Source organism: Pseudomonas serboccidentalis (genome assembly GCF_028830055.1).
GTDB classification, from domain to species: domain Bacteria; phylum Pseudomonadota; class Gammaproteobacteria; order Pseudomonadales; family Pseudomonadaceae; genus Aquipseudomonas; species Aquipseudomonas serboccidentalis.
In genome coordinates, this window is the sequence record NZ_CP101655.1 from 2,258,321 (window position 1) to 2,275,172 (window position 16,852).

15 protein-coding genes and 1 tRNA gene are annotated in these 16,852 nt (G+C 59.4%); 10 read left to right on the top strand and 6 right to left on the bottom strand.

Going from position 1 to position 16,852, the window contains the following annotated elements:
* Positions 1-10: 10 nt before the first annotated feature.
* Positions 11-832, bottom strand: coding sequence for a c-type cytochrome (locus NN484_RS10465; protein WP_274659288.1), 822 nt, complete (start codon positions 830-832; stop codon positions 11-13).
* Between NN484_RS10465 and NN484_RS10470 the strand changes: the two genes are divergently transcribed.
* The 4 genes from NN484_RS10470 (at position 818) to NN484_RS10485 (ending at position 5,610) form a co-directional block, all read left to right on the top strand.
* Entirely contained in the window at positions 818-1,054 is a 237-nt protein-coding gene (locus NN484_RS10470) for a hypothetical protein (protein WP_164747897.1), read from the top strand. The genes NN484_RS10465 and NN484_RS10470 overlap by 15 nt on opposite strands.
* Positions 1,055-1,417: 363 nt before the next feature.
* Positions 1,418-2,623 (top strand): acetyl-CoA C-acetyltransferase, encoded by a 1,206-nt coding sequence (locus NN484_RS10475; protein ID WP_127651685.1) that lies wholly within the window; start codon positions 1,418-1,420, stop codon positions 2,621-2,623.
* A 24-nt stretch (positions 2,624-2,647) separates the two neighbouring features.
* A complete protein-coding gene (locus NN484_RS10480) occupies positions 2,648-4,792 on the top strand; it encodes a 3-hydroxyacyl-CoA dehydrogenase NAD-binding domain-containing protein (protein ID WP_274659056.1) in 2,145 nt (714 codons plus the stop codon).
* 95 nt (positions 4,793-4,887) lie between these two features.
* The gene (locus tag NN484_RS10485; protein ID WP_095139972.1) at positions 4,888-5,610 is read left to right on the top strand and encodes an amidotransferase; all 723 of its coding nucleotides are present in this window, start codon (positions 4,888-4,890) and stop codon (positions 5,608-5,610) included.
* A 110-nt stretch (positions 5,611-5,720) separates the two neighbouring features.
* Here NN484_RS10485 and NN484_RS10490 read toward each other — a convergent pair whose 3' ends face one another.
* From NN484_RS10490 to NN484_RS10500, 3 genes are all read right to left on the bottom strand, one after another.
* Positions 5,721-6,692 (bottom strand): magnesium and cobalt transport protein CorA, encoded by a 972-nt coding sequence (locus NN484_RS10490; protein ID WP_127651683.1) that lies wholly within the window; start codon positions 6,690-6,692, stop codon positions 5,721-5,723.
* Between the two features lie 135 nt (positions 6,693-6,827).
* The gene (locus NN484_RS10495; RefSeq protein ID WP_215502899.1) at positions 6,828-7,550 is read right to left on the bottom strand and encodes a 1-acylglycerol-3-phosphate O-acyltransferase; all 723 of its coding nucleotides are present in this window, start codon (positions 7,548-7,550) and stop codon (positions 6,828-6,830) included.
* A 217-nt stretch (positions 7,551-7,767) separates the two neighbouring features.
* Positions 7,768-8,457 carry a crotonase/enoyl-CoA hydratase family protein gene (locus NN484_RS10500; RefSeq protein WP_007960722.1) on the bottom strand — a complete coding sequence of 230 codons (690 nt, stop codon included), beginning with the start codon at positions 8,455-8,457 and terminating at the stop codon, positions 7,768-7,770.
* A 295-nt stretch (positions 8,458-8,752) separates the two neighbouring features.
* Here NN484_RS10500 and NN484_RS10505 point away from each other — a divergent pair.
* The 6 genes from NN484_RS10505 (at position 8,753) to NN484_RS10530 (ending at position 11,332) form a co-directional block, all read left to right on the top strand.
* Positions 8,753-8,842 (top strand) — tRNA-Ser (locus NN484_RS10505).
* A gap of 164 nt (positions 8,843-9,006) precedes the next feature.
* Positions 9,007-9,327: a YbjQ family protein gene (locus tag NN484_RS10510; RefSeq protein ID WP_027613311.1), complete on the top strand. Its 321-nt coding sequence runs from the start codon at positions 9,007-9,009 to the stop codon at positions 9,325-9,327.
* A gap of 268 nt (positions 9,328-9,595) precedes the next feature.
* A complete protein-coding gene (locus tag NN484_RS10515) occupies positions 9,596-9,784 on the top strand; it encodes a hypothetical protein (protein WP_127652673.1) in 189 nt (62 codons plus the stop codon).
* 326 nt (positions 9,785-10,110) lie between these two features.
* Complete coding sequence (locus tag NN484_RS10520) at positions 10,111-10,479, top strand: bacteriocin (RefSeq protein WP_127652674.1); 369 nt, start codon at positions 10,111-10,113, stop codon at positions 10,477-10,479.
* 134 nt (positions 10,480-10,613) lie between these two features.
* A complete protein-coding gene (locus NN484_RS10525; protein WP_127652675.1) occupies positions 10,614-11,039 on the top strand; it encodes a YMGG-like glycine zipper-containing protein in 426 nt (141 codons plus the stop codon).
* 122 nt (positions 11,040-11,161) lie between these two features.
* Positions 11,162-11,332, top strand: a complete 171-nt coding sequence (locus tag NN484_RS10530) for a hypothetical protein (RefSeq protein WP_215502897.1) — start codon at positions 11,162-11,164, stop codon at positions 11,330-11,332.
* Between the two features lie 221 nt (positions 11,333-11,553).
* Here the strand turns inward: NN484_RS10530 and NN484_RS10535 are convergent, their stop codons facing one another.
* Both NN484_RS10535 and NN484_RS27295 read right to left on the bottom strand, forming a co-directional pair.
* Positions 11,554-11,865: a contact-dependent growth inhibition system immunity protein gene (locus NN484_RS10535; RefSeq protein WP_215502896.1), complete on the bottom strand. Its 312-nt coding sequence runs from the start codon at positions 11,863-11,865 to the stop codon at positions 11,554-11,556.
* A complete protein-coding gene (locus NN484_RS27295; RefSeq protein WP_425518802.1) occupies positions 11,862-16,643 on the bottom strand; it encodes an RHS repeat-associated core domain-containing protein in 4,782 nt (1,593 codons plus the stop codon). Before NN484_RS27295 ends, NN484_RS10535 begins: the two co-directional genes overlap by 4 nt.
* Between the last annotated feature and the right edge of the window lie 209 nt (positions 16,644-16,852).

A 16,852-nucleotide genomic window follows, 5' to 3' on the forward strand; every position in this document is an offset into this window, starting at 1 on the left:
TTGAACAAGCTCAGGGCTTAACCTTGCGCCCGGCCATGTGCTGCAAATAGCCAATCAACTTCTGCAAATCCCCATCCGGCAACACCTCCGGGGAAAATCCCGGCATCTTCGCCTGTGGCCATTGGCGAAGACTCTGCGGATCGCGAATATAGCGTTTGAGGAAGTCCGCACCGAAATACTCGGTCGGGTTATACGGAATATTCAGATCCGGCCCGAACTGCGCATCCCCCGCACCGTTCAAGCGGTGACAGGCCAGGCAGTTTTTTTGAAACAGCGCAAAACCCTGATTCACCGGGTCATCGGCTTTCAGCGCAGGATCCGGCAACAGGGCAGGGAAACGCGCCGCCACTGGCGCGATGCGCTGGATGCTGGCCACTTCGAACGGCCACTGCTCCGGGCTGATATTGCCGGCCTGCGGATCGGTCCACACCAGATAGAACGGCCCTGCACTGTGCTTGCCTTCCGACAGCGGCGGCCATGGCTGCGCCGGGTCTTCGATCGCCAGCCAGGCCCGCGCGCCCTTACTGTTGAGCAGCGGTGCAGCGCTCAATTCTGCGGCAAACCCGTCCAGCGCCACCGCTTGCAAGTGGTCGTCCGGCTTGATGCCGGTGAGCAGCGCCGCCACGGGAATGGCGCGATAAGTCATGTCCTTCTTGTAGGACACATCGTTCTTGATGGTGAGGGTTTGCACCTGCGGATGCTTGAGCAATTCCTCGGTCTGCCAGGTGCGACTGTTGGCGCCCAGCTGCAGATTCAGCTGGGCGGCAGACAAGGGCATGCTCAGCAGCAAGGCCCAGAACACAATGAGCGTTTTCAAATGATCGCCGTCCATGTCGTGGAAGTGCGCAAAGGTTGGCACAGCCACGCTGGCCCGGGTAGCGGGGCCAGTCACATTTTTTGTGGCGATGACGAGCGCCTGCCGCTTGAGTCAGCCGAGCACCTTGGTCAGGTTCGGCAAAATCAACAACAGCGTCGTGGCGAAAAGAATGAGCCCTGCTTGACGAACTTTCGGTTGTTTGAACATGGCTTGACCGCCTTTATTGTTATTTCCTGATGTCTGCCTGCATATCCATGACGGCAAACGCTGCACTTCCTGTTGAAGAACGTCGGCCCCGGCAAAACCCGACGACTCTGACGTACATGTACTACCTTAGAGCCCGCGTCACGCGCGGCTTAGATCCATTTCGTATGTATTTGCTGCCGATAGCGATAAAAAAGGCATGAGGCGTATTGCCAGCTTCTTTGCCGCCCGCTTGCTAGACAACTCGCCGACCTGAACCGGTTCACCCAGTGGTGGATGACCGTCCGTCTGAGCGTGCGCGTCAACGTCATTGAGCGCTGTGGTCATTGAATCCTCGACCACGCGGGACAACAGTGACACCACGAATTTCACTCACCGCACAGGTTCGAGGACGTCATGACCCAAGCTTTGATTTTCGATGCGTTACGCACGCCCCGCGGCAAAGGCAAGGCCGATGGCGCGCTGCACAGCGTGAAACCGGTGAATCTGGTGGCGGGGTTGTTGACCGCGCTGCAAAGCCGCACCGCGCTGGACACCAGCCAGGTCGATGACGTGGTGCTCGGATGCGTCACGCCGATTGGCGATCAGGGCTCGGACATCGCCAAGACTGCGGTGCAAGTGGCGGATTGGGACGTCAGCGTGGCGGGCGTACAAATCAACCGCTTCTGCGCTTCGGGTCTGGAAGCGGTGAACCTCGGAGCGATGAAAGTCCGTTCCGGCTTCGAAGACCTGGTGGTGGTCGGCGGCGTCGAGTCGATGTCGCGGGTGCCGATGGGCAGCGACGGTGGTGCCTGGGCGCTGGACCCGCAAACCAACCTGCACAGCCACTTCACCCCGCAGGGCGTTGGCGCGGACCTGATCGCCACCCTTGAAGGCTTCAGCCGTGAGGATGTTGATGCCTACGCGCTGCACTCGCAGCACAAAGCGGCGCGGGCACGGGCCGACGGTTCGTTCAACAAGTCGCTGGTGCCGGTGCAGGATCAGAACGGCATCATCCTGCTCGACCACGACGAATTCATTCGGGCCGAATCGACGATGGAAGGCCTCGGCAAACTCAAGCCGAGTTTCGAAATGATCGGCCAGATGGGTTTTGATGCCACGGCGTTGCGGGTCTACAGCCACGTCGAGCGGATCAACCATGTGCATACGCCGGGCAACAGCTCCGGGATCGTCGACGGTGCGGCGCTGATGTTGATCGGCTCCGAAGCCAAGGGCCGTGCACTCGGCCTGCAACCACGGGCGCGAATCGTCGCCACGGCGGTGACCAGCACTGACCCGACCATCATGCTCACCGGTCCGGCACCGGCTACGCGCAAGGCGTTGGCCAAGGCCGGTTTGCGCGTGGAAGACATCGACCTGTTCGAGGTTAACGAGGCGTTTGCTTCGGTGGTGCTCAAGTTCATCAAAGACATGGCAGTGGACCCGGACAAGGTCAACGTCAACGGCGGCTCCATCGCCATGGGCCACCCGTTGGGCGCCACCGGTTGCGCGATCCTCGGCACCCTGCTCGATGAACTGGAAACCCGACGCCTGCGTTACGGCCTGGCGACGCTGTGCGTCGGCGGCGGCATGGGCATTGCCACCATCATCGAACGCCTCTGAGCCCCGAATTCAAGGAACCTTGTTATGAGCGAAGCCATTCGTTACGAAAAAGGCCAGGACGGCATCGTCGTGCTGACCATCGACCTGCCGGGCCAGAGCGCCAACACCATGAACGCTGTGTACCGCCAGGCCATGGGCGCCTGCGTTGCGCGTCTGCTGGCGGACAAAGACAGCATCACCGGAGTCATCATCACCTCGGCCAAGAAGACCTTCTTTGCCGGCGGCGACCTCAACGAGCTGATCAAGGTCGGCAAGCCCGAGGCCAAAGCCTTTTACGACCGGGTGCTGAGCCTCAAAGCTCAGTTGCGCACCCTGGAAACCCTCGGCAAACCCGTGGTCGCCGCCATTAACGGTGCGGCGCTCGGCGGTGGCTGGGAAATCTGTCTGGCCTGCCATCACCGGGTGGCGCTGGACGATGACTCGGTGCAGCTCGGTCTGCCGGAAGTGACCCTCGGCCTGCTGCCAGGTGGCGGCGGGGTGGTGCGCATGGTGCGCATGCTCGGCATCGAAAAAGCCCTGCCTTATCTGCTCGAAGGCAAGAAGGTACGCCCGCAACAGGCGTTACAGGCCGGTTTGATCGATGAACTGGCGGCGGATCGTGACGAGCTGCTGAGCAAGGCTCGCGCATGGATTGTCGCCAACCCGACGGCTGTGCAGCGTTGGGACGTGAAGGGCTATCAGATCCCCGGCGGCACACCGTCGAATCCGAAGGTCGCGCAGATGTTGGCGATTGCGCCGTCGATCCTGCGGGCGAAAACCCAGGGCACGCTGCCGGCGCCAGAGAAGATTCTGTGCGCGGCGGTGGAAGGCGCGCAGGTGGACTTCGACACCGCGCACCTGATCGAAACCCGTTATTTCACCGAACTGACCACCGGGCAGATCTCGAAAAACCTGATCGGCACCTTCTGGTTTCAGCTCAACGAGATCAATGCCGGTGGTTCGCGCCCGCAGGGTTTTGAGCCATATGTCACGCGCAAGGTCGGCGTGCTGGGCGCAGGGATGATGGGTGCCGGAATTGCCTTCGTCAGCGCCTCGGCCGGTATTGACGTGGTGCTCAAGGACATCAACCTGGCGGCGGCCGAGAAGGGCAAGGCGCATTCGGCTGCGTTGCTCGACAAGAAAGTCGCCCGGGGCCAGATGACCGCCGAAAAACGCGACGCGGTGCTGGCGCGGATCCAGCCCAGCGAGAACGATGCCGATCTGGCCGGCTGCGACTTGATTATCGAAGCCGTGTTCGAGGATCGCGAGCTGAAAGCTAAGGTCTCGGCGGCGGCGCAAAAAGTGGTCGGTAGCGATGCGGTGATTGCCTCCAACACCTCGACCTTGCCGATCACCGGGCTGGCGACGGCAGTGCCGGACCAGCGCAAGTTCATCGGCCTGCATTTCTTCAGTCCGGTGGAAAAAATGCCGCTGGTGGAAATCATCAAAGGTGCGCAGACCAGCGATGAAACCCTGGCGCGGGGTTTCGACTTCGTTCTGCAAATCAAGAAAACCCCGATCGTGGTCAACGACAGTCGTGGCTTCTTTACCTCGCGGGTGTTTGGCACCTTTACCAACGAAGGCATCGCCATGCTCGGCGAGGGTGTGAGCGCGCCGATGATCGAGACCGAAGCGCGCAAGGCCGGGATGCCGGTCGGGCCGCTGGCGATCTCCGACGAAGTTTCCCTCAGCCTGATGAGCCATATCCGCCAGCAAACGGCCAAAGACCTGCAAGCAGAAGGGAAACCGCTGATAGAGCATCCGGCGTTCGCCGTGATTGACTTGCTGCTCAACGAATACAAACGTCCGGGCAAAGCCGCCGGTGGTGGTTTCTACGATTACCCGGCCAGAGCTCAGAAACATCTGTGGCCGGAGTTGAAGACGCGCTTCGAGAAGGCGGACGGGCAGATTTCGCCGAAGGATGTGCGTGATCGTCTGCTGTTTGTGCAGGCCCTGGAAACCGTGCGCTGCGTGGAGGAGGGCGTGCTGACCTCGACGGCGGATGCCAACGTCGGCTCGATCTTCGGCATCGGTTTTGCGCCGTGGACCGGCGGTGCGCTGCAGTTCATCAATCAGTACGGCGTGCAGGACTTCGTTGCGCGCGCGCAATACCTGGCCGAGCAGTATGGCGAGCGCTTTGCGCCACCGGCACTGCTGCTGGAGAAAGCGGCGAAAGGCGAGTTGTTTTAAGTGATCGGATGAACGCTGCGGGGCTTGCCTTGCCTGGGTGTTTCAAGGCAGGCTCTGGGGTGTTCATTATTCCCATCACGTGTCAGGTATTTTTTATGTCGCTACGCATCTGCATTCTGGAAACCGACATCCTGCGTCCGGAACTGGTCGATCAATATCAGGGTTACGGGCAGATGTTCCAGCGCCTGTTCTCGCAGCAACCGATTGCCGCCGAGTTCACCGTGTACAACGTGATGCAGGGCGAATATCCGAGCGATGATCTGACCTTCGACGCGTACCTGATCACCGGCAGCAAGGCCGATTCGTTCGGCACCGACCCGTGGATCCAGACCCTCAAACAATACCTGCTGACGCGCTATGAGCGCGGCGACAAGCTGCTCGGCGTGTGCTTCGGCCACCAACTGCTGGCGCTGCTGCTGGGCGGCAAGAGCGAGCGTGCCAGCCAGGGCTGGGGTGTCGGCACCCACAACTACAAACTGGCGGCCAAGGCGCCGTGGATGAGCCCGGTGCGTGAAGAACTGACGCTGCTGATCAGCCACCAGGATCAGGTCACCGCGCTGCCGGAAAACGCTACAGTCATCGCCTCCAGCGATTTCTGCCCGTTTGCCGCGTATCACATCAACGATCAGGTGCTGTGCTTCCAGGGCCACCCGGAATTCATTCACGACTATTCGCGGGCGCTGTTGGATCTGCGCCAGGAAGCGCTGGGCTCTCAGATCTACTCCAAAGGCGTCGCCAGTCTGGAGCAGGAGCACCATGGCACGACCGTGGCGGAATGGATGATGCGCTTTGTGGCGCACAAACCAGAAGCGGCTTAACAGCAGATCAAAAGATCGCAGCCTGCACCTCCTACAGGGTGTACACCATCCCAATGTAGGAGCTGCCGAAGGTTCGGGCCGCGTTCGGACGATCTTTTGCTTTTGCCTCTCTATAACCATCCCGATTTCTTGAAACTCGCCCACAAACTCACACACCCCACCGTGATAAACCCCAGCACGCCGAAGTAGCCGTAGTGCCAGCTCAGCTCCGGCATGTTCTGGAAGTTCATCCCGTAAATTCCCGCCACCGCCGTCGGGAACGCCAGAATCGCTGCCCACGCGGCAAACTTGCGCTGCACCACACTTTGCCTTGAGGCCTCAAGCAACACGCCGACCTCGATGGTCTGGCTGGCAATGTCCGCCAGGGTGGTCAAGTCTTCCATTTGCCGCGTGACGTGGATCTGCACATCGCGGAAGTACGGACGCATGTTCTTGTCGATGAACGGGAAGCTCAGCTTCTGCAGCTCCTCACCGATCTCCACCATCGGTGCCGCATAACGGCGCAGGCGCAGGACATCGCGGCGCAGGCCGTGAAGTTTCTGGATGTCATGCTCGTTCAACGCACTGCACAGCACGTTGCGCTCCAGCTCATCGATCTCGGCATGAATCGCTTCGCCCACCGGCTGGTAGTTTTCGATCACGAAATCCAGGATCGCATAGAGTACGAAATCTTCCCCGTGCTCCAACAACAGCGGACGCGCCTCACAGCGTTGACGGACATGCGCGTAGGACGCCGAGTGGCCATTGCGGGCGGTGATGATGTAGCCCTTGCCGGCGAAGATATGCGTTTCGATGAACTGCAAAATCCCGTGCTCGCGAATCGGCGAGTAGATGACGATAAACAAAGCGTCGCCAAAGGTTTCCAGCTTCGGCCGACTGTGTTTTTCCAGGGCGTCTTCGATGGCCAGTTCGTGCAGGTTGAACTGGCGTTGCAGGTTGGCCAGTTCCTGAGCGTCCGGCTCTTCGAGGCCGATCCAGACAAAGTGCCCGGTTTTGGCGGCCCAGGCGGCGCCCTCATCGAGGGTAATATTGGTGACTTTCTTACCGGCGCTGTAAACCGCAGCAGCAACAACTCGACCCATGGTGGTGATTCACTTCTTCTTGGCAGATGGCAGGGAGTACAAGGCTTCAGCTTAGCTGCGTCGCTGCTTGAGAGTCAGGTGAAATCTGCACAGTTCACCCGGCAAAAGAAAACCCGCACGAGGCGGGTTTGTTTTTCACGCAGCCTGTAGCTGCTGATCCATCGCGGCGATGCATTCGCGCATCTGTTCGCGGCACTGGGTCATGAGCATGGGCATGTCATCCATGGTCAGCCCGGCTGTAGGAATGGCCGGCAGCGAGCGTATGAGAATTTCCCCGCTGCGCCAGCGATTCAGGCGCATGTGTTTGATGTAGCTGCTGACGCACACCGGCACGATCGGCACGCCGGCGGCAATCGCCATCTGGAACGCGCCCTTTTTAAACGGCAGCAGCTCTTCACCGAGGTTGCGCGTGCCTTCCGGGAACACCCAGATCGAGGTGTCTTCGTGCTGCAAGGTGTGGGTCGTGGTGAGCATCGACTTGCGCGCCTTCTGCGCATTGCCACGATCGATCAACACATTGCCGGCCAGCCAGAACAATTGCCCGAACAGCGGCACCCATTTCAGGCTTTTCTTGCCGATGCACACGGTACGCCGGGGCACCACGTTGCCGAACACAAACAGGTCGTAGTTGGACTGATGGTTGGCGATGATTACGCAACTGTCGGGCTTGTTCATCAACGGGCCGACATCGGCCTTTACCCGCAGGCGCAGAATGCACATGGCCGGAAGCGCGTAGAGGCGGGCGCACAGACGGCTGTTGTCCGGGTTGAACGGACGGCACAGGCCGAGGATCACTCCCAGTACACCGGCCAGAATAAAGTGCAGGCCCATCAACAACATACGAAACACAAACAGCATTTTCAGGCCCCACCGGGACAAAAGGTGGCGCAGTGTACGGATGTGCACTGTTTTCGGCAATTGCTGCTATAGAGTCCGGAGATAGGCGATGTTTAAGCGCATGTTTCCGGAGTGTGCGTCAGACGCGTCCTAGAGCCGTTGACGATTCATCAACTGAACGCGCAAGAAAAAGCCCGACACGACGGTCGGGCTTTTCTTCGGCTCGGGCAACGAGGGATTAGCCCAGGTGCTCCTGGTCCTGGATGATCGCGTTGTCGAGGGCCTCAAGCAGCGCCTTGCGCACCTTGAGCTTGGTGTTCTTGTGCGCGTTCATGTTGATCTTCTTCAACTGACGCGCGGCGGCCAGGGCAGCGCCTTGCAGTTCTTCGGCAGCGACCACCTTGTCGAGGAAACCGGCATCCACAGCGCTCTTCGGATCAAACATCTCACCGTTGATCACCGAACGGTGGAACGCCGAACGACGCAAGCGATCACGCGCCAGCTCAATGCCGGCGTGGTGCATGGTCATGCCGATCTGCACCTCGTTCAGGCCGATGCTGAACGGACCGTCGACGCCAATGCGGTAGTCGGCAGACAACAACAGGAACGCGCCCTTGGCCACCGCGTGCCCAGGGCACGCAACGATCACCGGGAACGGGTGAGAGAGCAGGCGACGCGCCAGGGTCGACCCCGCAGTCACCAGCGCCACGGCTTCTTTAGGGCCGGCGGTCATCACCTTCAGGTCGTAGCCACCGGACAGAATCCCCGGCTGACCGGTAATGATCACGATGGCACGATCAGTCACCGCCTGATCCAGCGCCGCGTTGAACGCCGCAATCACGTCAGGGGAAATGGCATTGACCTTGCCGTTGTTCAAGGTCAGGGTCGCGATGCCGTCTTCGAGGTGGTAGGCAATCAACTCACTCATGACGCAATTCCTTGTAAGAAAGATGGGCAGACGTTACTCACCACCGTAGGCCAGGTAAAGCGCCGTGACTGACTCGCCGGTCACCGTTTCCCGGCTCGCCCGGCGTAGCGCGCCGTTCTGCTTCTATATAGAAGGGGTGCCGTTACCAGAGAATGGCCGGTTTGCCATCGGCCGCCGGTGGGTGAAACGCCTTTTTGTCTTAAGCGCATGAAAATTCTGAAAAAAAGTTTGCCATCAGAAAAGCTTTCGACTACATTAGCGCGCCTCGACAGACAGAACATGTTTGAAGAGATACGGTGAAGTGTCCGAGTGGCTTAAGGAGCACGCCTGGAAAGTGTGTATACAGGAAACTGTATCGAGAGTTCGAATCTCTCCTTCACCGCCAAATTAAGTACACAAAACCCCTGATTTCGAAAGAGATCAGGGGTTTTGTGGTTTCTGGCATCTGGATTTCAATCCGCTAAGGAAGTCATGCACGCAAGTGCTCAGCCTGATTTGCCATAGCGCATTACAATCGTCGTTTTATCAGTAGAAAAAAGGACTGTTCCCATGATCATCTCCACCACTCACGCCATCGAAGGCCGACAGATCACCGCGTACCTGGACATTGTCAGCGCGGAGTCGGTGCAGGGCGTCAATGTGATCCGTGACATGTTTGCCGGCATGCGCGACTTTTTCGGTGGGCGCTCGCAGACGCTGGAGCGTGCATTGAAAGAGGCGCGGGTTCAGGCGACTGACGAGATCAAGGAGCGGGCGCGGGCGTTGCAGGCGGATGCGGTGGTCGGGCTGGATTTCGAGATCAGCATGCCGGCGGGCAAGGGCGGCATGGTTGTCGTGTTCGCGACGGGTACGGCGGTCAAGTTGCGTTGATGCAGTTGCCGGTTCAAACGAGCCCATTCAGACGATGAATGGGCTTTTTGCTTTTATTGCTTAAGTTCAGCCCCGTGGTTTGAGTGCGCGGGCCACAGGGCGTTTTAGGTGAGTGGTGTGTTGAATTGGCGTAGGCCATTCGTCGGCCATCAGCGGATCTGAACCACAAGTCCAGGAATGACCGGCTAGTCTCAAAAGTCTTGGAGGTCGGTATTTTTTCAGGCAATAGGGTTTTGCCGGTATCGATCCATTGGAAAAGGGCGAAGGTATGACTGATCCGTATATCGAAGACGATGGAGCCGAATTTTCATTCAACAACTGCGTCCGCTGCGGCCAGACGGAGTACCAGGCGGGCTTTGGCGAGGATCCGGTACTGACCGGCAAGATCAAGTCCACCGCGCCCAAGGGGCCGAAAGCCAAGTTTCTTCCGAAGGTCTCGACTCGGTCGAGAAAGTAATCGGCGACCTCACAACCCCGTCTATAAACGGGGTTTTTTATACCTGAAGTTTATGAAGGGAAATCTCCTACAAGCGGTAGAGCATGTTTTGGTTTTTTTCACAAACTTTTCACGTCCACGGACGTAGGGTGAAGCCATCCGTTAGAAAGCAAGTCTCCAGCCCGTCTCCCCAGCGGGCTTTTTTTTGTCTGCGATAAAACCTTTTGCGCAATCGCTGTCCAATCGGCGCCAAGTGCGTGATGGCAGGTGATTTTGTCTGGACTTTAGCGCGCCGGCAGCATTCAATCTCGGCCCCTTTTGATCTCCCTATTTTTGAGGTTTTTGTCATGCGTCTAACATTGCCTGCTCTGGTTCTGGGGCTTCTGGTTGCTCAAGGTGCGGTGGCCGGCGAAGGCACTGCTGCACTCGGCGGTGGTCTGGGTGGTGCGCTGGGTAATGTCGTTGGCCAGAAAATGGGCGGCAGCACCGGCGCAGCGATTGGTGCCGGTGTCGCAGGCGCGGCGGGCAGTGCGATGGCTGCCGGTAAGGGTAGCCGGACTAAAGCGGCCATCGGTGGTGGTGTCGGCGCGGCCGGTGGTTCGGTGATCGGCAACAGCCTGGGTGGCAAGAACGGCGCGACCATTGGCGCCGGTCTCGGCGGTGCAGCCGGTGGTGCTGTTGGCGCCAACCTGTCCAAAGGTCACAAGCGTCACTGATAGCGAACGCTTGTCAGAAAAAGCCCGGCTCGATGCCGGGCTTTTTCATGGCTGAACGTTTTCCCGAAAAATGTCTCCAATTTGACATAGGCCCTATGGGCATAATGTCCCGATTCGGGAACTGTGAGGTTCAAATGCGTTTGTCATTGTCTGCACTGTTTTTCGGATTATTGATCGCTCAAGGCGCGATGGCCGCCGGAGATGGCAGCGCCGCCGTGGGTGGCGGACTGGGCGGTGTGCTCGGTAATGTGGTCGGTGGCCAGCTCGGCGGCAGCACCGGTGCGGCGGTCGGCGCGGGTGTCGGTGGCGCGGCGGGTAGCGCGGTCGGCGCGAATAAACACAATCGCACGGAAGCCGCCATTGGTGGTGGTCTCGGCGCAGCCGGTGGTTCAGTGATCGGCAACAGCCTGGGCGGCTCCACCGGCTCAGCCATCGGTGCAGGATTGGGCGGCGCGGCCGGTGGTGCGGTGGGCAACAACCTGGGTGACGACGGCGGGAAGGGGCATTCCGGCGGTGGACACAAGCACAACAAGTACAAACATAAAAACCGCCATCATTGATTGAACATCGAAAAGAAACCCGGCCTGGCGCCGGGTTTTTCGTGTCTGGCGGTCTGACGCTGGAACGATTGGCCGTGGAGCTTTTCGAACGTTATACAACCCACCAGACGCAGAGGTTTGCCATGACCCCCGAAACTGAAGGCAAGGAAGAAAAAGGCCCGAGTGGTCTGCCGTATATCAATGATCCGGGGAATGAGGATCCGGGGTCGCTGATGGATGATGCGACGGTGCCGTTAAATGATGCGGATGAGGCTTTGGATGAGGATTATGAAGAGGATGAGGATGAGCAGTGATTGTTTGTTCTTTTGATCCTGCTTCGTAGTGATGCTTTTCGAGTCTTCAGGGCCTGCGGTTCTTTCAGGCCCTTTGGGAGGTGCGAGATGGGATGTGAGCAGAAGGACCACGATGTCTGTGATATGCCTGAGTACTACTTAAATAGCTGTGGAAGTTCCTCATTTGTCATTTGCAAACCTCGATTTCAATTCCCGGTTTTCGTAGAGTTTAAATATTCGCATTAATCTATTTCCTCTAACCCTCCATTCAGAGCCGCTAGCACGTGCATTAACCAAGCTCGGCCTGACTCCCACTCATTCCAGTAGCAGTAGTAGCAACTGAGCTCTTTCAATAAATACTCCCTCAGAACAAGCTCTTCCTTATTCTGCTTAAGCAAGAAGCGTAATTCTTTATTAATCGAAAGCAATGTCTCCGTATCCGAAGCTTGCAAGAAATCAGCTATGACTTGATCGGGAGTATCATGCTCTACCATCCAATCTTGATGGAAGTAAGATCCGAAAAAATCTTGAATTTCTGGGAATTCGTAATTCATAGTTCTGGAAATCCGGTTAATAAATAATATCCCAAAGGCAATGTTGGGTCTTTTTTTAGTACTAAAAGAATCTTCGACGCCGTTTGTGAATGGGGAGAGCCATTTAGCATACTTACTCCCACCGGTTGATTGAAATGATGGGTGATAGTGGTTTTGCTTCTACTGCTTGTTAAAAGTCTTCTCACTTTTTGCATGTTCAAACTTAATGCTTCCGATACCGCAGCCTCAGCTGCGGCACGATCTGAAAATGTAGACGCTGCTGGAATATTGGGTTCTGCTTTTAGTCTTTGGGCCAACTGCGAGTCAGTTCTTCCAATATGTTTGGCAATCAGGTGGCCGCCTTGAGCTTCATGCGTGGCCAATCCACCCCCAGGAACGATCTCACTATATGGCCCATCAGCCTGTATTGCTCCCGGACACGGGGTGCATGCCAACCCCAACGGATCCACCCACCCCGTCGGATTCGGCGTGTACTGGTATTGGTTTAGTCCTCCAGCCAGCTTCACCGGATCCGGCGTCAGATACCGCCCCAACCTCGGGTCGTAATACCGGTGCCGGTTGTAATGCAGCCCGCTCTCCGCATCGAAATATTGCCCCTGAAAGCGCAGTGGCTGGTCCAGGTCCTCGCCCGCCAGGGTGATCGCCGAGACCTTGCCATAGGCGTCGTACTGCGCCGACCAGACGATTTCACCGCTGTAGTCGGTGAGTTCCTGCGGGGTGCCGAGGTGGTCGAGTTGGTAGTAGAACGGGCAGGCTTTTTTCGGGCCTTTGCCGTCGAGCAAGGCCAGCGGCCGAAAGGTGCCGGGTTCGTAGACGTAGCTGCGGTGGTGGCTCTGGCTGCTTTCGGCGACGAGGTGGTCGCCTTGCCAGAAGAACTCGGTGCTCTGGCCGTCGATGGTTTTGCGGATGCGTCGGCCGAAGGCGTCGTACTGGTAGGACGCGGTGTTGCCGTCGGGGCGGGTCAGGCCGATCAGGCGGTGTTGGCAGTCGTAGCGGTATTCGGTGACCAAGAGGTGATCGCGGCCACGACGCTCGCGGATCAGGTTGCCGAAGGCGTCGTAGTCGTAATGACGGTCGCCCTGCATCAGCAGGCGGTTGCCCTTGATCCGGGTGGGGCCGGGCCGGTCCTGCATCAGCAGGTTGCCGGCCGGGTCGTGGGCGAAGGATTCCGGCAGTTCGTCGCGCGAGTGGCGCACACGGATCAGCCGGTCGAGGGCGTCGTAGGCGTAGGTGCGCTGGCCGTGGCGGGTGTCGGCAATGTGCTCGAGGTTGCCGTTGGCGCTGTAGGCATAATCGCGGCGATACAACGCTTCGTGCTGATGGCCTACCGCGTGAGCGAGTAAACGGCCCTGATCGTCGTAGGCATAATCGCTGCGCAGCAGGCCTTGTTGCCGTTGTTGTTCGCGACCGGACTGATAGACGTGGCTGGTCAGCCGCGCGCCATTAAGGTCGATGGCGGTCAGCGCGCCGCCCTTGGCGTAGTGGTAATCGAGCTTGCTGTTGTCCGGCAGACGCTGGCGTTTGAGCTGGCCGCAGGCGTCATACGCATAACGCAACGTGCCCCAGCCCTGATGTTCGGTGATCAACCGGTCCTGCCGGTCGTATTCGAACGCCAGTGGATGTTTCTGGCCGTCATCAACCCCGGTCAATCGGCCCAGACGGTCATAGCGATAAGCCACCTGAACCCCGTCGGGCAGGGTTTTCAGCAGCAGGCGCCCGGCCGCATCGCGCGCGTAAGCGGTGACCAGCGTCGAGCCGTCATCACCGAATTCGGTTTTTTCCAGCAGATGCCCGTTGCGGTCATAGGCGTAGGCGGTGCGCCGGCCGTCGAACCCGGTTTCCTGTCGGATCAGTCCGGTGGGCGTGTAGTCCAGTCGGTACTTTTCCCCGGACTCGTTCTCGATTTCTGTCAGCAGCAGTTGCGCATGGTCGTAGCGATACTGCACCCGGGTGCCGTCGGGATTGATCTTGCGCGAGACCAGGTGCAGGTCGTCGTCATACTCGTAACGGGTGATGCGCCCGAGTTCGTCACGCTCGGCAGTGACCTGGCCGTAAGCGCCGTAGCTGTAGGCGCGGGTGGCGCCGGTGGGCAACGTCGTCTGGAGCAGTCGGCCAACGGCGTCCCACTGCTGGCGGGTCATCGCGCCGTGTTCGTCGCAAGAGGTAATCCGTCGTCCCAGCGTGTCGTAGGAAAAACGCCGCACGCCACCGTCGGGCAGGGTTTCTTCGGTCAGTTGGCCGAGGTCGTTCCAGACCAACTGATGCCGACTGGTGTCCGGGTAACGGATCGACAGCAACTGCCCACGGGTGTCGTAGTAGTAATAGGTGACCAGCCCGTCGGGATCGACCGCCTCGGTGACATCCCCCTCGGCGTTGCGCCGAAACGTCCAGACCGCCTCGCCGCGGGAACGGCTGTGCAGGAAACCGTTGCGATACTCGTAGGACGTTGGCTCGTCTTCCGGCGGAAGCAGCGCGATCAGCCGTCCGACTTCGTCGTAGCGGTATTCGGTGACCGCCCCCAGCGGATCCTGCTCGGCGATCAACCGTCCGGCATCGCCATAGGCCTTGAGGTGCTCACCACCATCGGCCTCGACCTTGCGCACCAGCCGCGCCCGATCGTCGTGGACGTAGGTTTCTGCGCTGCCGTCGACGTAGTGCACCGCCACACTGCCGTCGTCGGCCCAGACGTAACGGCTGTCCATCTGCGAGAACGACGCCCAGTGCCGTACGCAACGCGCGGTTTTGCCGGCGCGCTCCCACTCCCAGAAGAAACTCGCCCCGCCCGTCAGTTGCCGCTGCAGGATGACGTGCTGATCGTCGTAGTCGTAATGCTCGCTGTCACCGACCGCATTGGTTGCTTCGAGCAGGCGCTGGCGGGCGTCGTAGCGGTAGCTGACGAGGGTCTGTTCGGTGTGCCAGTCGCTTTCGCGCCAAACCTGATAATCGACGCCGATCAGATGCGCCCGCTCGTAACGCAACCCCAGCGACCGACCCGCACCATTGTCCAAGCGAACAATGCGCTCCTGATGATCACGAGCAACCTGCAGGCGATTGCCATACGCATCACTGATCGCCGTCAGCCGCCCGGCGCGAAAGTGATAAAACCGCGCCGCGTTCCCCGCCAGCGCCAGGATCAATTCCTCCGGTTCATCCCCGAGAAAAATCGCCGCCCGCGACAAACTGTTGTGAATCGCCGGCCGCTGAACACTGGGCATGGGAAACCGTGTGCGGCGGTTCTCGTGGTCGACCCAGACCACCGCATCGCCATCGAAGACCAGCCGATGCGCCAGCGAATGGCTCCAGCCAAACCCCAGCCCGACATCGATCTCAACGGCGCTGGTGCGATACAGGCGGGTGAACTCGAACGGCAGCACCCCGTCGAGCGAACCATCGGTCAGGGTCAGCAGTTCTTCACCGGTGACCATCGACACCGGGCAGCCGTTGGTGCAGGTCAGCGGCACGCAATCGGCGCTGTCGCCGTTGGGGTTTTTTGCTTGATCGGGTGAGTCGTCGTGGGGTTTGTGCCGCTCCATCCGGGTCGTGCCCCGGGACTTGTCTCGCGCCATGGGCGCCGGGTTCGGTACCGTCAACACCACCGAATCCGCCTGGCGAATGTTCAGCGGGATCGCCGGCGTCGGCCTCATCGGCACGTCGCGCGCATTGATCATCAACGGCTTCAACGTGGCCGCATGTTTGTTCAGATCGGCAGTGGAGGGCAGTTCGGCCAGGCGCAGTGCCGCCGCTGCCAGCCATTGCCGCGCCCGAGGCGACTTGATCTTGTTCAGCACCTTGCTGCTCAATTTCACAGGCACGCCAACGCCGCCGGTAATCCGCATCAGCAGAAAACTGATCAACAGCTCGACCCGGACTTCGGCCACCACTTCCGCCAGATACTGCGGCGGCAGCATCTTCAACCAACTGGTAAACGCTGCCAGATGGATAAACAGCAACGGCTCGTCACTGAGGATCAGCAAGCCACTGGCGATGGCTTCACTGGAGGCATTGAGCAGCGCTTCCAGTTCGACCTCGGTCAGGTACTGCAGCAGTTTTTCACTGTTGGCCTGCAGATCGGCGAGCAGGGCGAACAGCTGTTTAACGTCGTCCCAGATGTCGTGCAGGGCCTTCTCGAACCCTCGCCAGTCAGCCTGTTGCAACTGGCGGTAACGATCACCGAAACCGGTGCCGGAAAACTCCGTCCACTGCGGCTGAAACCCGGCCCACTCGTCGCGAAGCCAGCCCTCCAGCCCGTCCAGAATCCCTTCGTAGGACGCGTACAGCGCTTGGATATGGGCGGTGGAAACATCGGGAAAGAAGGTGATGCGATAACGCTGGCCCCGGTCGCAGTCGCTGACTTCCAGAATGCCGCTCGGGCCGATGGTATGGCGCAGCGGTGCACCGAAACTCAGTACCCCGTCGACGTCGGCGATCACCGGTTCGAGCATCACCGGGGTATTACCGATCGGTACGAAGCGCGCCGCCTCGAACATGTGCACCAGGGTTAACGGGCCGCTCGCCGGGCACATGACCACCGAGGTCTGGATGGGTTGGCGGGATTTGACGGGAGCGCTGAGGTGCAGGTCGTTGCCGACCCTGAACACCTGTTCGACATCCAGCGCCGTCCCGGTCCAGAACTGCTCGGCCCAGGCCTCGTAGTGGTTCAGGCTCAGGCGGAACTCGCGAATCAGCGTTTCGACGTCCGGGTGTTTCGGGTTCAGGGCGGCAACCACCAGCAGGCCGATGCTGTTGTTCAGGGCCAGAAGCCGATCGGTTTGGAACATTCGCAGGCACTCGCGCACGTGAAAGAGGTGCGCGGACTTTGCGGGGGATCAAACGGGAAAGAAGTCGGGCAAGTAGGCATTGGCTGTAGGGCATTTCGCTAAATATCCGCGCACCATTCAACGGCCCGCCGACATTGCCCGTTGCTGAATGTTCGTTGGCCTCGCTATGCTGCTGAACCCTTTAATCCGATCCGGGCAGCGGCGCCGAC

Coding starts and splice junctions, on each gene's coding strand:
- NN484_RS10470 (WP_164747897.1), top strand. CDS start 818: ATGATCGCCGTCCATGTCGTGGAAGTGCGCAAAGGTTGGCACAGCCAC.
- NN484_RS10465 (WP_274659288.1), bottom strand. CDS start 832: ATGGACGGCGATCATTTGAAAACGCTCATTGTGTTCTGGGCCTTGCTG.
- NN484_RS10475 (WP_127651685.1), top strand. CDS start 1,418: ATGACCCAAGCTTTGATTTTCGATGCGTTACGCACGCCCCGCGGCAAA.
- NN484_RS10480 (WP_274659056.1), top strand. CDS start 2,648: ATGAGCGAAGCCATTCGTTACGAAAAAGGCCAGGACGGCATCGTCGTG.
- NN484_RS10485 (WP_095139972.1), top strand. CDS start 4,888: ATGTCGCTACGCATCTGCATTCTGGAAACCGACATCCTGCGTCCGGAA.
- NN484_RS10490 (WP_127651683.1), bottom strand. CDS start 6,692: ATGGGTCGAGTTGTTGCTGCTGCGGTTTACAGCGCCGGTAAGAAAGTC.
- NN484_RS10495 (WP_215502899.1), bottom strand. CDS start 7,550: ATGCTGTTTGTGTTTCGTATGTTGTTGATGGGCCTGCACTTTATTCTG.
- NN484_RS10500 (WP_007960722.1), bottom strand. CDS start 8,457: ATGAGTGAGTTGATTGCCTACCACCTCGAAGACGGCATCGCGACCCTG.
- NN484_RS10510 (WP_027613311.1), top strand. CDS start 9,007: ATGATCATCTCCACCACTCACGCCATCGAAGGCCGACAGATCACCGCG.
- NN484_RS10515 (WP_127652673.1), top strand. CDS start 9,596: ATGACTGATCCGTATATCGAAGACGATGGAGCCGAATTTTCATTCAAC.
- NN484_RS10520 (WP_127652674.1), top strand. CDS start 10,111: ATGCGTCTAACATTGCCTGCTCTGGTTCTGGGGCTTCTGGTTGCTCAA.
- NN484_RS10525 (WP_127652675.1), top strand. CDS start 10,614: ATGCGTTTGTCATTGTCTGCACTGTTTTTCGGATTATTGATCGCTCAA.
- NN484_RS10530 (WP_215502897.1), top strand. CDS start 11,162: ATGACCCCCGAAACTGAAGGCAAGGAAGAAAAAGGCCCGAGTGGTCTG.
- NN484_RS10535 (WP_215502896.1), bottom strand. CDS start 11,865: ATGAATTACGAATTCCCAGAAATTCAAGATTTTTTCGGATCTTACTTC.
- NN484_RS27295 (WP_425518802.1), bottom strand. CDS start 16,643: ATGTTCCAAACCGATCGGCTTCTGGCCCTGAACAACAGCATCGGCCTG.